This is a genomic window from Spirochaetota bacterium, assembly GCA_025061835.1.
Classification (GTDB): Bacteria; Spirochaetota; Brevinematia; order DTOW01; family DTOW01; genus SKYB106.
Window position 1 is genome coordinate 19760 of the sequence record JANXAC010000008.1, and the last position, 15466, is coordinate 35225.

At 36.3% G+C, this 15466-nt stretch carries 16 protein-coding genes and 1 tRNA gene; 8 read left to right on the top strand and 9 right to left on the bottom strand.

Going from position 1 to position 15466, the window contains the following annotated elements:
- The first annotated feature begins 196 nt into the window (after window positions 1-196).
- Window positions 197-754 (top strand): hypothetical protein, encoded by a 558-nt coding sequence (locus NZ579_04460; protein ID MCS7299202.1) that lies wholly within the window; start codon window positions 197-199, stop codon window positions 752-754.
- 253 nt (window positions 755-1007) lie between these two features.
- Here NZ579_04460 and NZ579_04465 read toward each other — a convergent pair.
- Together NZ579_04465 and ispG are read right to left on the bottom strand one after the other, a co-directional pair.
- Window positions 1008-1080, bottom strand: a tRNA-Gly gene (locus NZ579_04465).
- Window positions 1081-1095: 15 nt separating this feature from the next.
- The gene (ispG, locus tag NZ579_04470) at window positions 1096-2151 is read right to left on the bottom strand and encodes a flavodoxin-dependent (E)-4-hydroxy-3-methylbut-2-enyl-diphosphate synthase (GenBank protein MCS7299203.1); all 1056 of its coding nucleotides are present in this window, start codon (window positions 2149-2151) and stop codon (window positions 1096-1098) included.
- 334 nt (window positions 2152-2485) lie between these two features.
- Between ispG and NZ579_04475 the strand changes: the two genes are divergently transcribed.
- Window positions 2486-3673: a hypothetical protein gene (locus NZ579_04475; GenBank protein ID MCS7299204.1), complete on the top strand. Its 1188-nt coding sequence runs from the start codon at window positions 2486-2488 to the stop codon at window positions 3671-3673.
- Window positions 3674-3803: 130 nt separating this feature from the next.
- The gene (locus NZ579_04480; GenBank protein ID MCS7299205.1) at window positions 3804-4580 is read left to right on the top strand and encodes an SPOR domain-containing protein; all 777 of its coding nucleotides are present in this window, start codon (window positions 3804-3806) and stop codon (window positions 4578-4580) included.
- 7 nt (window positions 4581-4587) lie between these two features.
- On the opposite strand, the gene NZ579_04485 is transcribed toward NZ579_04480, so the two are convergent.
- Genes NZ579_04485 through NZ579_04495 form a run of 3 tightly spaced genes read right to left on the bottom strand, consistent with a single transcriptional unit; the run spans window position 4588 to window position 6338 of the window.
- Window positions 4588-5334, bottom strand: coding sequence for an OmpA family protein (locus tag NZ579_04485; protein MCS7299206.1), 747 nt, complete (start codon window positions 5332-5334; stop codon window positions 4588-4590).
- A 1-nt stretch (window position 5335) separates the two neighbouring features.
- A complete protein-coding gene (locus NZ579_04490; protein ID MCS7299207.1) occupies window positions 5336-6136 on the bottom strand; it encodes a MotA/TolQ/ExbB proton channel family protein in 801 nt (266 codons plus the stop codon).
- Window positions 6129-6338, bottom strand: coding sequence for a flagellar FlbD family protein (locus NZ579_04495; GenBank protein MCS7299208.1), 210 nt, complete (start codon window positions 6336-6338; stop codon window positions 6129-6131). Before NZ579_04495 ends, NZ579_04490 begins: the two co-directional genes overlap by 8 nt.
- Before the next feature lie 170 nt (window positions 6339-6508).
- On the opposite strand from NZ579_04495, the gene rpsB reads away from it, so the two are divergent.
- Complete coding sequence (rpsB, locus tag NZ579_04500) at window positions 6509-7345, top strand: 30S ribosomal protein S2 (GenBank protein ID MCS7299209.1); 837 nt, start codon at window positions 6509-6511, stop codon at window positions 7343-7345.
- A 6-nt stretch (window positions 7346-7351) separates the two neighbouring features.
- Window positions 7352-8074 carry a polyphenol oxidase family protein gene (locus NZ579_04505; protein MCS7299210.1) on the top strand — a complete coding sequence of 241 codons (723 nt, stop codon included), beginning with the start codon at window positions 7352-7354 and terminating at the stop codon, window positions 8072-8074.
- Between the two features lie 111 nt (window positions 8075-8185).
- Here NZ579_04505 and NZ579_04510 read toward each other — a convergent pair whose 3' ends face one another.
- Window positions 8186-9244: a hypothetical protein gene (locus NZ579_04510; protein ID MCS7299211.1), complete on the bottom strand. Its 1059-nt coding sequence runs from the start codon at window positions 9242-9244 to the stop codon at window positions 8186-8188.
- Between the two features lie 197 nt (window positions 9245-9441).
- On the opposite strand from NZ579_04510, the gene NZ579_04515 reads away from it, so the two are divergent.
- The 3 genes from NZ579_04515 (at window position 9442) to NZ579_04525 (ending at window position 12816) form a co-directional block, all read left to right on the top strand.
- Window positions 9442-11166: a 2-oxoacid:acceptor oxidoreductase subunit alpha gene (locus tag NZ579_04515; GenBank protein MCS7299212.1), complete on the top strand. Its 1725-nt coding sequence runs from the start codon at window positions 9442-9444 to the stop codon at window positions 11164-11166.
- Window positions 11167-11175: 9 nt separating this feature from the next.
- On the top strand, window positions 11176-12048 hold the full coding sequence (locus tag NZ579_04520) for a thiamine pyrophosphate-dependent enzyme (GenBank protein MCS7299213.1): 873 nt from the start codon (window positions 11176-11178) through the stop codon (window positions 12046-12048).
- A 216-nt stretch (window positions 12049-12264) separates the two neighbouring features.
- On the top strand, window positions 12265-12816 hold the full coding sequence (locus NZ579_04525) for a 2-oxoacid:acceptor oxidoreductase family protein (protein ID MCS7299214.1): 552 nt from the start codon (window positions 12265-12267) through the stop codon (window positions 12814-12816).
- A gap of 88 nt (window positions 12817-12904) precedes the next feature.
- Here NZ579_04525 and NZ579_04530 read toward each other — a convergent pair whose 3' ends face one another.
- From NZ579_04530 to NZ579_04540, 3 genes are read right to left on the bottom strand one after another with little or no spacing between them, the layout of a single operon-like run.
- Complete coding sequence (locus NZ579_04530) at window positions 12905-13627, bottom strand: DUF1460 domain-containing protein (protein MCS7299215.1); 723 nt, start codon at window positions 13625-13627, stop codon at window positions 12905-12907.
- The gene (locus tag NZ579_04535) at window positions 13597-14226 is read right to left on the bottom strand and encodes an MBL fold metallo-hydrolase (GenBank protein ID MCS7299216.1); all 630 of its coding nucleotides are present in this window, start codon (window positions 14224-14226) and stop codon (window positions 13597-13599) included. Before NZ579_04535 ends, NZ579_04530 begins: the two co-directional genes overlap by 31 nt.
- Window positions 14227-14259: 33 nt before the next feature.
- Complete coding sequence (locus tag NZ579_04540) at window positions 14260-15459, bottom strand: phosphoglycerate kinase (protein MCS7299217.1); 1200 nt, start codon at window positions 15457-15459, stop codon at window positions 14260-14262.
- Between the last annotated feature and the right edge of the window lie 7 nt (window positions 15460-15466).

Genomic DNA, 15466 nt, shown 5'->3' on the forward strand with positions numbered 1-15466 from the left:
CTTAACGATTTTTTTGAACACCTTCTTCAGATGTTGAAAATTTTACTCCGATTCTCTACAATCAAATCTAGAATAAGAAGTTATATATGAAAGACAGACTATCTTCATCATTATATTAACCCTATTTATTGCGCTTTATGGTTATGCAGAGACTGGTATAACCATAAAACCCTACCTTGGCTACTCAACAGTTTTTATGAGTGATATTAATGAAGACATCAAACAGTTAAGTGTCCTTTTCCCAGGTACTCAAGTAGACTTGTTTGATAATGCTTTAGTTGGTGGGCTACAATTGGGTTATGATATCCTGAATGACCCATCAATAGGTAATCTAAACATTGGCATTGGGGCATACTACCTGTATGTACTACCTGGTAGCATAAAGTTTAGCTTTATTTTCTTTGGCTCTATAACTTTTGAATCAATCTACAATTCTTCATTGATACCTATACTTGGTGGTATTACCTACACTTACAATATTAATCCTATATATCTGGGTGCTAATGCAAGTGTAGGTTATGGCTTCGCATCTTTTTCAAGTGATCTTACAATCAAGACTAATGGACAGGTGATTTCTAACGCCAGTCAGTCCAACTCGGCAAGCGGTTTAGTAGCAGAAGGGAAGTTGATTATTGGGCTCAACATCATAAAAGAGTTATCCGTGGAGCTTAATGTTGGTTACAGATACGCTCCAATAGGTAAAACAGACTTCAGTGGTATAATTGCTACCCTCGGCGCTAACATAAGACCATAACACCTAGGGGGTCCATCCCCCTGCTCTCCAATGTAATTCATAGAACACTCATCGTTTGTCTTCTCCTTTTTCAACTCTTTGGGTTTCGTAATTTCTAAACTTTGATTCACTCTAGATATTACTATTAGGATTGGATAACTCTTACGTCTAGGTATAAACAGAAAATGAGAACTATCGTGATAGAGACACAAGCATGGAGATGACTACTTAGTTAGGGAAAAAACGGATTATAGGTTATTAAAACCAGACAACGAGCGGGAAACGGGACTCGAACCCGCGACCCTCGGCTTGGAAGGCCGATGCTCTACCAACTGAGCTATTCCCGCAAAAAGCAAATAATATTATGAAGAGACATTGTTAAACTTTTCAACTTCTTCCAATAGGAAGTCTAGTATCTCTTCATTTTTGAGTCTCTTATATAATTTACCATTCTTGTAGGCAACAGAACCACTTTTGCCACACGATACTCCTATGTCAGCATCCATAGACTCACCAGGACCATTCACAACACATCCCATTATAGCAACTTTTACCTTCTTTTTCATATTCTTCGTTTTCTCTTCAAACTTGTTGGTAAGTTCAATTATATTCACATCCGCCCTAGCACAGAGAGGACAAGAAACAACATCTACATAGGTTGGTTTGTATCCAAATTGCTGAAGTATCGCTATACCTATCTCAACTTCCTTAACAGAGTCTCCAGTCAGTGAGACTCTAACTGTATCACCTATTCCTTCCATAAGAAGCGTTCCAATTCCTATAGTGCTTTTGATTGTTGACTTAAACTCCGTTCCTGCTTCAGTAACTCCTAGATGTAGTGGGTAATCACACTGACTCGCGATAAGTCTATACGCTTCCACCATAGTTATCACATCATTATGTTTGACCGATATCACAATATCATAAAAACCAAGATCCTCAAGTATTCTCACATGATGAAATGCAGAGTCAACCAGTGCTTCAGGAGTAGGCTTTGGATACTTACTTCTGTCAATTGATCCGGCATTAACTCCTATCCTTATAGGTATTCCGTTGTCTTTACAAGCTCTTACAACTTCTTCTACCTTCCACCTTTCTTTTATATTCCCAGGGTTCAGTCTAATTTTATCAGCACCGCTTTTTATAGCCTCTAGTGCTATTTTGTAGTCAAAGTGAATGTCAGCAACTATCGGAACTTTGACATGTTTCTTTATCTCCTTTATAGCCCTAGCAGATTCAATATCTGGCATCCCGAGCCTGACAATATCAACTCCAGCTTCCTCACACCTTTTAATGATATCAACGGTCTCTTTTATGTTAGTTGTCTTACTTGTCGGCATCGTCTGAACTGTAACAGGCGCATCACCTCCTATGTATTTATCTCCTACTCTAACTTTTCTACTCTTTCTTCTTTGTATCATACTAAAACTCCTATTTCAAGAGTGTTAATAAATTTAGAAAAAACGATAATATTTTTCAAATTAAGGCAAATTATGAAACTCAAACTTAAATATTTTAATATCCAAAGAATCTCAAGTTGGATTTCAACTAAAACTATGCCCAAAGAACTCTAAACATATTACCTCATAATTATATTACCAGAACTTCAATGTAGATAATTTCAAAATCTTATACCTCAAGAAAATGTAAAAAAATCTCTCACCTAAATCTCTAGGTGAAAGTGTGTCAATACTTCAAACCCAATCCTCCAAATCTTGACATAGGATGTATTATTGCTTCATACTGATACTTATGAGAGTAATGTTATTTGCTATTGTAATGTTTCTAGTTTGCTCAATTTCCTCCGCAAAGGATGTTGTAATATTTGAGTTTTACAACAAGGAAGGCAAGAATATTCCAAGTGCATCAGTAGGTGTTCTCAAGTCAATAATGCAGTTCGCTAAGTATTATCCCGGCGCTAATATAAAAGAATCTTCCTTTGATGTCAAAGGTAGAGATGTGAAAGAATTATCAAAAGCAGTCTCTGGATATGATAATTACATAGTTGGATATTATACTTTCAAAAACAATGTATATACTTACGAAGTTTCAATATACGACGATCAAGGTTCATCTCTGACTTCTTTTAGTGTTAGATCTGAAGATCTGTTTGATATAGCAGACGGCATAATGCAGAAGGTTTTTTCATTCTACTCAGGTAAGGCGGTAGGTTTTGCTAGGATAGCAGTTAATATCAACCTTGATGTTCAAAGCACATACACTGTCTTTCTGAACGATCAGGTATTATCCGCCGTCCAAGGAAATACCAATATATCGGTTAAGGTAGTATCAAAGACACCTTACTCTGTGATAGTAAGGAATGACGTAACTAAAGAGATAGTGTTTAACAAATCCGTAATACTTACGGACAACGAGGAAACTATTTTGAATGTTGTCAAAGAGGAACCTAAAGAAAAACAAACATCCCTACAGCCTACTACTCAAGTTCAAGATGAAGAGAAAATGAAGTCTTCGGTTTTAATGGCTATAAGGACGAGTATAGAAAGAAAGGATATATTTGATGATGAAGTCTTTAATGTTATGAAAGGAGATGCCAAAATACTTGATTACCAAACGAGAAAAAATACCTATTATAGGTATTCAATAAGTATATTTGGAATGATAGGTGCATCGGTGCTTAATATAATTCCAGGTCTAGGTAGTCTAGTAATTGAAGATATGGGAGGAGTAGCTATATCTATACTATCACCATACGCTACACTTGCAATTTTATCTGCTCTAGATAATAGAGCAAGGGAAGAAACTATTTTAGGTCCTCTTCTAGGTCTTTTCGTGATAGCAGGTTATACATATAATATTGCTCGTCCGTTTATATATGCTACTTGGTGGAATGGTAGATTAGAGGAGATGTTGAACCTTAAAGAGAATGTATCGTTATCGCTTGATTTCCAAAGAGTCTCCCTTAACATAAGATTTTAGTTGTTTCTGGATACTAACTTGCTTTCAAATACTCAATACTTAAAGTCATTCAAATTCAAAGATTGAGAGTAAAATTTTAATCATTTTTGGTGTATCCGAAACTTAATTAAGAACTCTCTAGGAGGTAGAAATGAATTTTGAGAAAGACGAGTTCAATGAATACGGTGTTAGGACAAACTTTCAACCAAATGCTTCAGGTTCTTCTAAAAGCAAGATTTCATCGGGTCCTAAGTTGTCTCTAATAGTGATTGTAACAGTGCTGTTTTCTGTATTTAACTTCGTTGTAGGCTATATGATAGGTAAATTTATGAATAGTAATACCAAAGAAGTTGAAATCACCTCTAGCAAGACACAACCAGACGATGTTCTTGGGCTTCCATCATCAAAGCAGAGTTTCTCAGAACAGAAAAACAAATTCAAAGAAGAGTTTATACCTGAAGACGAGGAGATAACAGATCTTATACCTAAAAGTTTTGAAAGTAACAAGAACACACTATTAGAAACAAAAATTGAAAAATCGGTTGAGAAGAAATCAGGAGAAAATGTAATTTCAAGGAAAAAAGAAGAAGCAACAAAGTCTGAAATGAAGACAAAGGTTCAAGAAAAAAAACAAGTTGTAAAAAATGAAACACCAAATAAAAAAGAAGTTGAAACAAAAAGTTCCCCTTCTAGGAATGTAAAATATTTCATTCAAGTATCTTCAAACGAGAGAAAGGATGTTGCGGAGAGTAATCTTAACAGATTAAAGTCTATCGGTATCAGCGGTTTTATACAAGAGGCTACGGTGGATGGTAAAAAATTATTTAGGGTTAGGGTTGGTGGCTTTGAGTCTTATGAGGAGGCAACAAAGGTCCTTGAGAAGGCTAGAAAAGTAAATCAATCAGCCTTTCTTGTAGTAAGTAAGTGATCCAATTTTATCTGTAAGTTGGTAGTGATGTCTTTTTGACGAGTTTTATATATATATCTGTTCGCCTGTTGAACGCTCTACCTTCAGGAGTATCGTTGGGTTCAACAGGTTCAAACTCTGCTCTTCCGCTAGCGGTCATTATCTCTGGGTTTGCCCCAAAATCAACAAGCGCCCTAACAACAGAAGATGCTCTTGCAGTAGATAGTTCCCAGTTAGAAGGATACCTTTCTTTGACTATTGGATTTACTACTGGAGATTTATCAGTATGCCCTATAACATCAACTTTCACATCCTTAAGGGACGATATGAGTTCCGATACCTTCCTTATGGTTGGCATGACCTCTTCCTTTATGTCAGCACTACCACTATCAAAGAAGAAATCATCTGCAAGGCTTATCTTTATACCTTCTTCTGTAGTTGTAATTTTTACTTTTCTACTCTTTATTTCAGGCTTGAATAGTTCCCTAGCTTCCTGTTGTATCCTAGACATCGCAACTCCTGTCTCTCTAGAAGGTAAGGACTCTATTGATGAACCTAACTCTGAAAACTGACCTTGAGACAAGCTCCTGCCACCTGTTAGAAAACCTATGTTTCCAGAGAAAGAAGACAGTATCATTCGTGCTTCAAGCCCTTCAATCGTTGCTTCAGACATAAAAACGATAAAAAGTGCGAGTAGAAGGTTATTCATATCTGCGAATGTAAATATCCATAGAGGCATCTCTCTTTTATGACCAAGTTCTTTTTTCTTTGCCATACTATACACCTCCTTCTTTCTTTGATAGAACTTGTTCTCTGAGTTTTGGCGGTAGGAATGCAGTCAATTTTTCCCTTGTTAGGGTTGGGTTGTCTCCTGCCTGTATTGATAGCACACCTTCCAACATAATTGTTTTTATAAGAATATCTTTCTGGTTCTTGAGATCCAATCTTGTAGCCATAGGTAGAACTATAGCGTTTGATATGAACACTGCGTAGAGTGTCGCTATGAATGCTATAGCAACTCCATGCGTTACTGCTGCTCTATCCTCCGCGTGGCTCAACGCTGCTATGAGTCCTACTAACGCACCTGCCATTCCTAGTGCTGGACCATAATAGCCCCATTCATCAAAGAACTTCTTGTTAAACAGATGTCTCAATTCCATCTGTTCCATCTCAGTTATCATAATATGCTTAACCATTTCAGGGTCTGTTCCGTCAACTATCAACTGTATAGCCTTTCTCATAAATGGTTCTTTTATATCCTGAACATCATTTTCAAGGGAAAGCAATCCTTCCCTTCTTGACTTTTCTGCAAATGTGACTAGTGTTTCTATCAACTCTGCGTAGTCAGTATCCTCAGTGGAGAATAGAACTCTAAATATGTTAGGCAGGTTCCTAACATACTCAAACGGAACGGAAACTATCGCAGCACCGAACGGAGAAACAACCGATATCAAGAAAGCTGCCAAATCCAAATACGTGTATAGAGGCACTCCATGTAAAAGCACTGCAACTATCATTGAAACTATGGATATAGCCAAACCTATCACTATATAAAGGTCAAATCTTCTCTCACCCATTTTTACCTCCAATAGATGATGATATGATATTTCTAATTTTTTCTTTTATCTTGTTTTCTATCTCATACGGATCTTCCAACACTATATACATAACTTCATTCATCATCCTGATCACAGTGTTATTCTTCTTCTCAACCATTTCAATCTGGAAGGGATTTATATTTATCTTTGAGCCATCTATCCGCGTGAGTTCTATCAACATACATTTAGTTTATTACCTTATAAATGTTTTTTTCAAGAAACTAAACTATAGTTGTTTGATCAAGGAATTCTTTCAACTTCTTATAATAAGCATATTCAATTAAGGAGACTACTCTAGGTTGAATAGTTGGGATTTATGTTTTTATAATTTATTATGATCGGAGGAAATGTATGTCAGAAATTGTTCAAGAGAGTCAAATAGAGATACAGCCGTTTTCGTCTGAAAAGGTTAACATAAATGTTCTTCTTGAGGCAGGCGCTCACTTTGGACACCAGAAGAGTAAGTGGAACCCAAAGATGAAGAACTATATCTTCGCCACCAAAGGTAATGTTCATATAATAAACCTCCAAAAGACCCTTGAGAAACTAAAGGAAGCATACAACTTTGCCAAAGAATCTGCCCAGAAAGGAGCAAGGTTTTTGTTTGTTGGAACTAGAAAGCAAGCACAGGATATAATAAAGCAGGAGGCATTATCTTGTGGTCAGTTTTATGTTAATAAGAAGTGGATACCCGGAACACTAACAAACTTTCCATCGGTAAGAAAAGCAATCCAAAACTTGATGAGGATAGAAAAGATGGAAGTTGATGGTTCAATAAACCAACTACCTAAAAGTGAGATAAGCAAACTAATGAAGGTCAAGAAGAAACTTATTGACAGGTTTGAAGGAATAAGAGATATGAAAACACTACCCGATGTGCTTTATGTTGTTGATATAACTAAAGAAGAGATAGCAGTCAATGAAGCAAGAAGACTTGGAATACCAATAATAGCAATAGTTGATACAAACGCTGATCCAACACTGGTTGACTATCCCATACCTGCTAACGACGATGCAGTGAGATCCATACAAGTGATAACGGAAGTTATAAAGAGTGCTATACTTGAAGGTGAAAACTTCGCTATGAAGAGGGAGGTAGAGGAAAAAGAAGAAGTAGTTGAAAAAGAGTCTCTTTATGTTTCGGAGGAGATAACCGAAGAAGTTGAAAGTCTTGAGGATAGAGAATAGTAGAAAATGGTTATTTCTTATAACTTTGAAAATTTTGATTTAGGTGTTTCTATACCTACAACGGATAACTCAAAACTAGTTGATGAATTCCAACTCATAAACCTTGATATGTCATCTGTCATTACACCTACTATCTCACAGAAACAGGAAGTATTTACACTTAAACAAGTTCATGGCACTGATGTTGTGATAATATCTGAAGGTAAGATCTACCACGATGGCAATGCCCTTAACTTTTCATACTCACTTGACCATAGTCTTGAAGCGGATGGGATAATAACAAACGATAGAAATATAAGAGTAGGAATAAGGACTGCTGATTGTGCTCCTGTTATGTTTTATTTTGATGGCGTTGTAGGTGGAATACACTGTGGTTGGAGAGGTTTGAAAAGTAGAATAGTAAAAAAGACTGTAAGTCTGGCTAGAGATAAGTTTCAGTTCAATCAAGAAAGGGCAAAGTTTTTTATACTCCCTTGTATTCATGTGTGCTGCTACGAGGTTGGTAGTGAATTTCTTGAGTGGGCTTCAGACTTTTGCCTAAGGAGAGGAGATAAAATATACTTTGATATCCCGAGGTTTATAATCTCGGAACTTAAAGAATTTGGTGTCATAGAAGAAAACATCTACTACTCACCACTCTGCACGAGTTGTTATTCAAATGTTCTACCATCATACAGAGCAAACAAAACCGAAGATAGAATCGTTTCTTTCATATCCTTGAAGAGTTAAACCTTCTGAAATCATAATGTTTTCTCAATCTAAAAAATCAAGAAGTAAGTAGAGACAATAGCTCCCATACAAACTATCAGAGTTTGTAATAATATGTTAGTTTTCTCAAACTCATCTAGCAGATATAAGATCCCAGTAGTAAAATAATACTCTATTATCAGGGAAGTCAGCAAACATTGCAATAATCTTTCCACTCCTATCAACCTTGAACCCCCTCATCATAAGAGGATATTGAAAATCAATATATATCTCGTGAGAAACCTTGAAAGAGGGAGAGGACGGATCAAAAAACATCACTGTAGGCAGATTACCTTTGTATGTAGCACAGGCTACGAATCCATTCCTCAAATAACTCAACATCTGAAAATTCTCTCTAGGTAATACTACTTCATACTTTTTTGAAAACTTGTTCAGATTTATGTCAAATGAAAATATTTCACCTTTTTGCTGGTTTTCAAGCGAGTCAAACTTGAAAAGGATCGTGTAAGGCTTGGTAACCACTACCGAAGAGAAAACAAAATTAGATGAAACTATCTCATAGACCTTAACATTACGAGAGACAACAGGAATGAAAGAGGGAGAGAAAACATCTATTCTTATCTCATTATCATCTGGCATCTGAAAGACATAAAAATTACCTTCATCATCAGTTTCAATCTTGAAAACATTTGTAAGATTATATGTATGGTTTTCCAGAGAGTTAGAACTCTCTCTTAAAAACGCGATAGAATTCACAAAGTAGTCGGAGGGTAAGATATTCTCCAGCATAAGTATCATCATTGATTTATACTGATTTAGCACCACATCTTGGATTAAACTTTCAGATTTTAATGTTAGTTCCTTAACATTAACTACCTTATCCTGAGAAGAGTTTAGGATTCTGATCTGTTGTCTAATTTGATTTACAAGCCATACTTCCTGGTTGACACTGTGAAATGGTAGGAAAAAGTTATCATCAAGATAAGTCTTAACACTTCTATCAACAGATGATGACAGAAAATCCTGGTAAGACTGAAATATGTAATTTGAGCCACCGTAAGAGATCCAAAGAAGGATATTATTAGTGTTCGTCCCAATATCAAAAGATGTCAGCAATCTACCCTTCATTCCCTGGGAACAGGATGTCAGAAGTATATAAATCACTACGAATATGACTGAAAACCTTAACATAAACCACCCTTATCATCTAAGCATTATAAATGAATTATCCAGATTCTAGCGAAGTTTTGAACTACTCTTAACAAGCACTTAACAAAAACTACCAATAAGAAGTAGTTTAATAACATCACTGTTTTTATTTAACTAATCTGTCTTAAATTTGACTAAAGTGGAAGGTTTTTTTTAAATTTATACCAAAGGAGGAATCTATGGAACAAGGTGAGGTAATAATAAGAGTAGCGGGTAGTGCTGGAGATGGTGTTGCTTCAGTAGGTGATACATTATCAAAGTTAGCATCTCGTAGTGGTCTAGGTGTTTGTGCTTATAATAGTTATCAATCTGTCATAAGAGGTGGATTTGTTTGGTTACAAATTAGGATCTCAAATGAAAAGGTTTATACACACGGCGATAATCCTCACATACTCATACCTTTAAATCAGGCAGAGTATGAGAGACACAAAGATAGTGTTCTACCCGGAGGCTTTATAGTCTATAATGAGGACAAAGTCAAAGTAACTGAAAAAAGAAGTGATGTAAATTATGTAGGTCTTTCTCTAAGACAACTTGCTCCTGAGCAAGCAAAGCAACCTATAATGCAAAATACACTTTTAGTTGGTTCTGTTGTAAAGATTACAGGTCTTGATAGAGACTTACTAGAAGATGTTGTTAGAAAGTCTTTCGGAGGGAAGAAAGGTGAGGAAGTAGCAAAAGCAAACATAGATGTTATAAACGCTGGATATAACAATACTAATATAACCTATGACTTTGGTATAAGGAAACAAAACAAACAGTATTATGTAATAACTGGTAATTATGCGATAGCAACTGGTGCAGTGATAGGTGGGTGTAAGTTTTATTCTGCCTATCCGATGACACCTGCAACTTCAATCTTACATTGGTTTTCTGCAAATGCTAAAAAGTATGGTATCGTTGTCAAGCAACTTGAGGATGAAATTGCGGTTATAAACGCAGCGATTGGTGCTGGGTTTGCAGGAGCAAGAGCCATGTGTGCAACATCTGGAGGCGGTTTCTCTCTGATGACCGAGGCTATAGGTTCTGCTGGTATGACTGAAACTCCTATAGTTGTCGTTAACTCCATGAGAGGAGGACCTTCAACAGGATTACCAACAAAAACAGAGCAGGGAGATCTATTCCAGGCACTAGGTGCATCTCAAGGAGAATATCCAAAAGCAATCATCGCACCAAAAGATGTTGTGAGTTGTTTCTACCTTGCTCCAGAAGCTTTAAACCTAGCAGAAAGGTATCAAATGCCTGTTATACTCCTTATTGACTTCCTACTCTCAAACGGGTATTACGGAGTATATACGAGTGAGTTAGACCCATCAAAAATAAAGATAGAAAGAGGAGAGATAATAACGAGTGTAAATGGAGATGGTTACCATAGATATAAAGATACTCCAACCGGCGTTTCACCTAGAGTATTACCTGGAACACCTGAAACATACTACGTCGCAGCTACTGATGAACATGATGAAAAAGGAATACTAATAAGTGATATATTCACTGACGAGGTTAAGAGGAAAAAGATGATGGAGAAAAGAATGAGGAAGATGGAACATGTCGTAAAGGAATTTCCTCTACCTACCGTAGAAGGTGATGAAAAACCTGATATTACTCTAGTTGGCTGGGGCTCAACTTATGGAGTTATAAAGGAGACAGCGCAATTATTAAGGAAAGAAAAAGTAAAGGTTAATCATATTCATGTGGAATATCTCTATCCAGTTAAGAAAGAAATTTCTGATATTCTCTCAAAATACAAGAATGTCGTGATTGTTGAAAATAATTACTCATCACAGTATGCTAAGCTACTCAGAATGGAGACAGGATATCATATAGACAAAAGTATTCTCAAATATGATGGAGAGCCATTTACTCCTCTCTATCTTTTAAATGAAGTAAAAAGATATTTATAAGGAGGTTATATGCCAGTTGTTGATATAAAAAAGTATCAAGTTGAACTTAACCCGACTTGGTGTCCCGGATGTGGTGACTATGGTCTCTTGAGAGGATTACAGACTGCTCTAGCAAAACTTGATATTGACCCATCAAGAGTTGTTATTGTTTCTGGTATTGGTTGTTCGTCTAACCTACCACACTTTATAAAAGGTTACGGTTATCACAGTCTTCACGGTAGATCACTACCTACGGCTCAAGGTATAAAGATGGCTAATCCAGACCTACTCGTTATCGCAGCGGGAGGAGATGGTGATGGATATGGTATAGGCGTTGGGCACTTCGTACATGCTTGTAGAAGAAACCTAGATATAACATATGTAGTTATGAATAACCAGATATACGGCTTAACAACAGGTCAAACTTCACCGACAAGTGATTTTGGTAGCAAAACCAAATCTTCACCAGATGGAAACTATGAATTTGGTCTCAATCCAATTCTAGTTGCTATAGCGTCAGGTGCTACTTTTGTAGCAAGAACATTCTCTGGTGAGCCAGAGCATATGTCAGAAATAATAGCCAAGGCTATTCAACACAGAGGTTTTGCTCTAGTTGATGATATATCTCCATGTGTAACATACAATAAGAAAAATACCTACCAGTGGTTCAAAGAAAGAATTTACAAACTAGAGGATGTAGGACACAACCCTTACGATATATCACAAGCAATGCAAAGAGCATCTGAATGGGAAGATAAGATACCGATAGGTATATTCTACATCAACCCTGACAAACCATCACACGACCAGATAGACCCAGTCATAAGAGATGGTGGTGTTGTAAATAAACCAATAGAACTAACAGAAGAACAAAAGAAAGAGATACTACAAGCATTTCTATAATACTCTCCAAACTTTTCAAAACCTTGAATAGAAAGTTCTTATAGTTTTGATGTCACAAGCTATTTGTGAATAAACATAAATAAACTTGACTAGTAGAATGTTTAAAATTATATTGATTAAACTAAATTATGTATGTTTCTATTATTTCAAGGTTTAGTAAATATTTATCAGTTGATGCTTCTAGGTATTCGTCAAACTAGGAGGTATTAGATCACTATGGAGAACAGAATAATAATATCTGGATTTGGAGGACAGGGAGTCTTGTCAGCAGGTATGATACTATGTTATGGAGCAATGTTTGCCGGCAAGTATCCTACATTCTTTCCATCTTACGGAGCAGAGCAAAGAGGAGGAACATCAAATTGCACAGTTATAATAGACGACTATGAGGTAGCGTCTCCCGTTACTCAATCTCCTAATATCGTTGTATGCTTCAACCAACCATCAGTAATAAAGTTTGAATCGTGGGTTGAGAAAGGCGGACTATTACTCTATAACTCATCACTCGTCAATGTCCCGCCAACGAGAAGTGATATAGAGATTTACCACATAGATGCAAATAGTATTGCGTTTGACCTAGGAGACACAAGGTTTGTCAATATGGTAATGTTAGGTGCGCTTATGAGTCTTACACACATCTACAAATTTGAACATTTATTAGAAGGAATTGACAGATTCTTCTCCGAAAAAGGTAAGAGCACGATAGTGAAACCTAACCAGAATGCCGCTACTTTTGGATACAACTACTTTGCATCGCTTACAAAATGAAATAATGAATTATTAAACTAAATTCATACTGAACATTATCAATATTATCTGATAGATTTGATAAGAAGACACAAATTTTGTGTAATTATCAAAAGTGTGTTATAACAAAACCTATGTTTTTTGACCTACTAAGATATCTACCTAATTTCTCCCTCACAACTTTTCCACCTTTGTTCTTACTTCCACTAGCGTGTATGAGATACAATTCTTTACCTGTCTTTTCAAGAATTCCAAGGTGTCCTACCACTTCATCCTTCAGCCTATTTTTAGGATCTTTTACAAAGAATATTATACTTCCATTTGGAACTAGGTATTTTACTTTACCGTAATGTGTTTTAGGAATAAACAGTATATATTCTCCCAATCTTTCAGAAAAAACCTTTTCAGTTTGGTAGTTTGTGATAATCTTGCCCCACTTACCACTCAAGAACATATCCTCACCATATTCAAATCTATCGTTGTAGTTCAACACAACTCCATTGGAAATAAAACCTCTTGTTTTAAACCTTCTATCCAAAGCAATATCTAAAGCAATTTTTTCATCACCATCAGCAAACGCAAGTTCTACACTTCTGAATGTTAAATACATACAATCAACTTCGCTGTCAAAGACAATCTTCCTTTCTCTTACATAAGCTCCTAATGGATCTGGGTCGTAAGGAGTTCCTATAAACTTTTTCGCATAATAAACTATCCTATCACCTATCTGTTCGGCAAATCCTCTAGAAAGACTAAATAAGAGCAAGAGAATGGATAGGATAACAACCTTGTTAGAAACTTCTAGTATTCTCCAAGCAAATTCTCTAGCCACTTTCTAACCTCTCCAAACCTGAAGCTTTCTCCATGTCCAGGAAGGCATAAGTCATCATCTTTTAGAATTGATAAAAGTCTTTTAATTGAGTTTCTTAAATCCCTCTCATTACCCCCAGGAAGGTCTGTTCTACCATACGAAAATTTAAAGATCGTATCACCCACAAACACTATGTTGTCATCAGGAAGATATATACAGGTAGAACCTGGAGTATGTCCTGGTGTATGTATGAACGAAAACTCCTTATATGATGAGTCAATTTTATCACCATCTTTTACTTCCACATCAGGCTTGAAGGAATAGAAAGGCTTGTCCATATAAGCGGATAGATTGTAAAATGGATCTAGGAGCATACTAGTATCTTCCCTATTTACTACTAGTTTGGCACCTGTTTTAGAGATAAGAAAATTATTCCCTATTATGTGGTCAAAATGTCCATGAGTATTGATAACATATTCTAGATTTATATTGTTTTTAGTTATAAACTCTAAAATCAAGTCTGGATGTTCTCCAGGATCTATCACTATTCCGCTATTGTTTTGCCAAACCAAGTAGGAATTTGTTTGAGTTGCCCCTAGGATGAATATCTGTATTTTCATACAAAAATGGGGGCATTAGCCCCTTTAGTCTTTTTACTTATCATCCAAAACTACAACACCAGGAAGAGGTTTACCTTCAACAAATTCAAGCGATGCGCCACCACCAGTTGATATATGTGTCATCTTACTCTCAACACCAGCCTTGGCAACAGCGGCAGCAGAGTCACCACCACCTATAACTTTTATTGCATCTTTGAGGTTTGCTAGGAGTTTGGCAATTTCAACAGTTCCCTTAGCGAATTCATCTTTTTCAAAAACACCCAAAGGTCCATTCCAGAATATAGTTTTCGCATTCTTGAGTTCATCGCCAAATAACTTTATTGTCGCTGGACCAATGTCTACTCCTATCATGTCTGATGGTATTTCGTTTCTACCAACAGTTTTTATCTTTGTTGGATTATCAATACTATCTGTAACAACAACATCTTCAGGTAATACTATTGATATATTCTTTTCTTTTGATTTTTGTAGTATATCAAATGCAACTGATATATAGTCCTGCTCAAGTAGAGACTTACCTATCTCTATGCCCATTGCTTTGTAGAATGTAAACATCATACCACCACCGATTAATAGTTTATCAACCTTATTTAGTAGTGAGTTTATAACATCAATCTTAGTTGATACCTTAGACCCTCCAAGTATAGCAACAAACGGTCTTTTTGGTTCATTAAGAGACTTACCTAGATATTCAAGTTCCTTCTCAACAAGAAATCCTGCAACTGCTGGCTTACCCATCTGTTTCATAAGTCTCGGTAATGCTTCTACTGAAGCATGTGCCCTATGAACACTACCGAATGCATCACACACATATACATCCACGAGTTCAGCCCAGTTTCTAGCAAAGTTTTCATCGTTAGCTTCTTCCTCTTTGTAAAACCTAACATTCTCAAGAAGTAAAACTTCCCCAGGTTTGAGGTTTTTTATCTCGTTTTTAGCGTCATCATTAATGCAGTCAGAAGCAAACTTAACACTTATACCTAGCCTTTCAGATAATGCTTTCTGGACTGCTATCAGGCTACTCTTTGGGTCTCTTCCCTTAGGTCTTCCTAGATGTGAAGCAAGAACGATGGCACATTGCTTTTCTAGTAGATACTTTATTGTAGGAAGCGCAGCATCTACCCTTGTATAGTCAGTTATGTTTCCATTTGCATCAAGGGGGACATTGAAGTCCTCCCTAACAAATACTTTCTTACCAGACAAATCTATATCTTTTACAGTTTTCTTATTCATATCTCCG

Excerpts from the sequence above, each read along its gene's own strand:
- NZ579_04520 (MCS7299213.1), top strand. The coding sequence starts at position 11,176 with ATGCCAGTTGTTGATATAAAAAAGTATCAAGTTGAACTTAACCCGACT.
- NZ579_04490 (MCS7299207.1), bottom strand. The coding sequence starts at position 6,136 with ATGGGTGAGAGAAGATTTGACCTTTATATAGTGATAGGTTTGGCTATA.
- NZ579_04460 (MCS7299202.1), top strand. The coding sequence starts at position 197 with ATGAGTGATATTAATGAAGACATCAAACAGTTAAGTGTCCTTTTCCCA.
- NZ579_04475 (MCS7299204.1), top strand. The coding sequence starts at position 2,486 with ATGAGAGTAATGTTATTTGCTATTGTAATGTTTCTAGTTTGCTCAATT.
- NZ579_04515 (MCS7299212.1), top strand. The coding sequence starts at position 9,442 with ATGGAACAAGGTGAGGTAATAATAAGAGTAGCGGGTAGTGCTGGAGAT.
- NZ579_04525 (MCS7299214.1), top strand. The coding sequence starts at position 12,265 with ATGGAGAACAGAATAATAATATCTGGATTTGGAGGACAGGGAGTCTTG.
- NZ579_04540 (MCS7299217.1), bottom strand. The coding sequence starts at position 15,459 with ATGAATAAGAAAACTGTAAAAGATATAGATTTGTCTGGTAAGAAAGTA.
- NZ579_04505 (MCS7299210.1), top strand. The coding sequence starts at position 7,352 with ATGGTTATTTCTTATAACTTTGAAAATTTTGATTTAGGTGTTTCTATA.
- NZ579_04535 (MCS7299216.1), bottom strand. The coding sequence starts at position 14,226 with ATGAAAATACAGATATTCATCCTAGGGGCAACTCAAACAAATTCCTAC.
- rpsB (MCS7299209.1), top strand. The coding sequence starts at position 6,509 with ATGTCAGAAATTGTTCAAGAGAGTCAAATAGAGATACAGCCGTTTTCG.
- NZ579_04485 (MCS7299206.1), bottom strand. The coding sequence starts at position 5,334 with ATGGCAAAGAAAAAAGAACTTGGTCATAAAAGAGAGATGCCTCTATGG.
- NZ579_04495 (MCS7299208.1), bottom strand. The coding sequence starts at position 6,338 with ATGTTGATAGAACTCACGCGGATAGATGGCTCAAAGATAAATATAAAT.
- NZ579_04510 (MCS7299211.1), bottom strand. The coding sequence starts at position 9,244 with ATGTTAAGGTTTTCAGTCATATTCGTAGTGATTTATATACTTCTGACA.
- NZ579_04480 (MCS7299205.1), top strand. The coding sequence starts at position 3,804 with ATGAATTTTGAGAAAGACGAGTTCAATGAATACGGTGTTAGGACAAAC.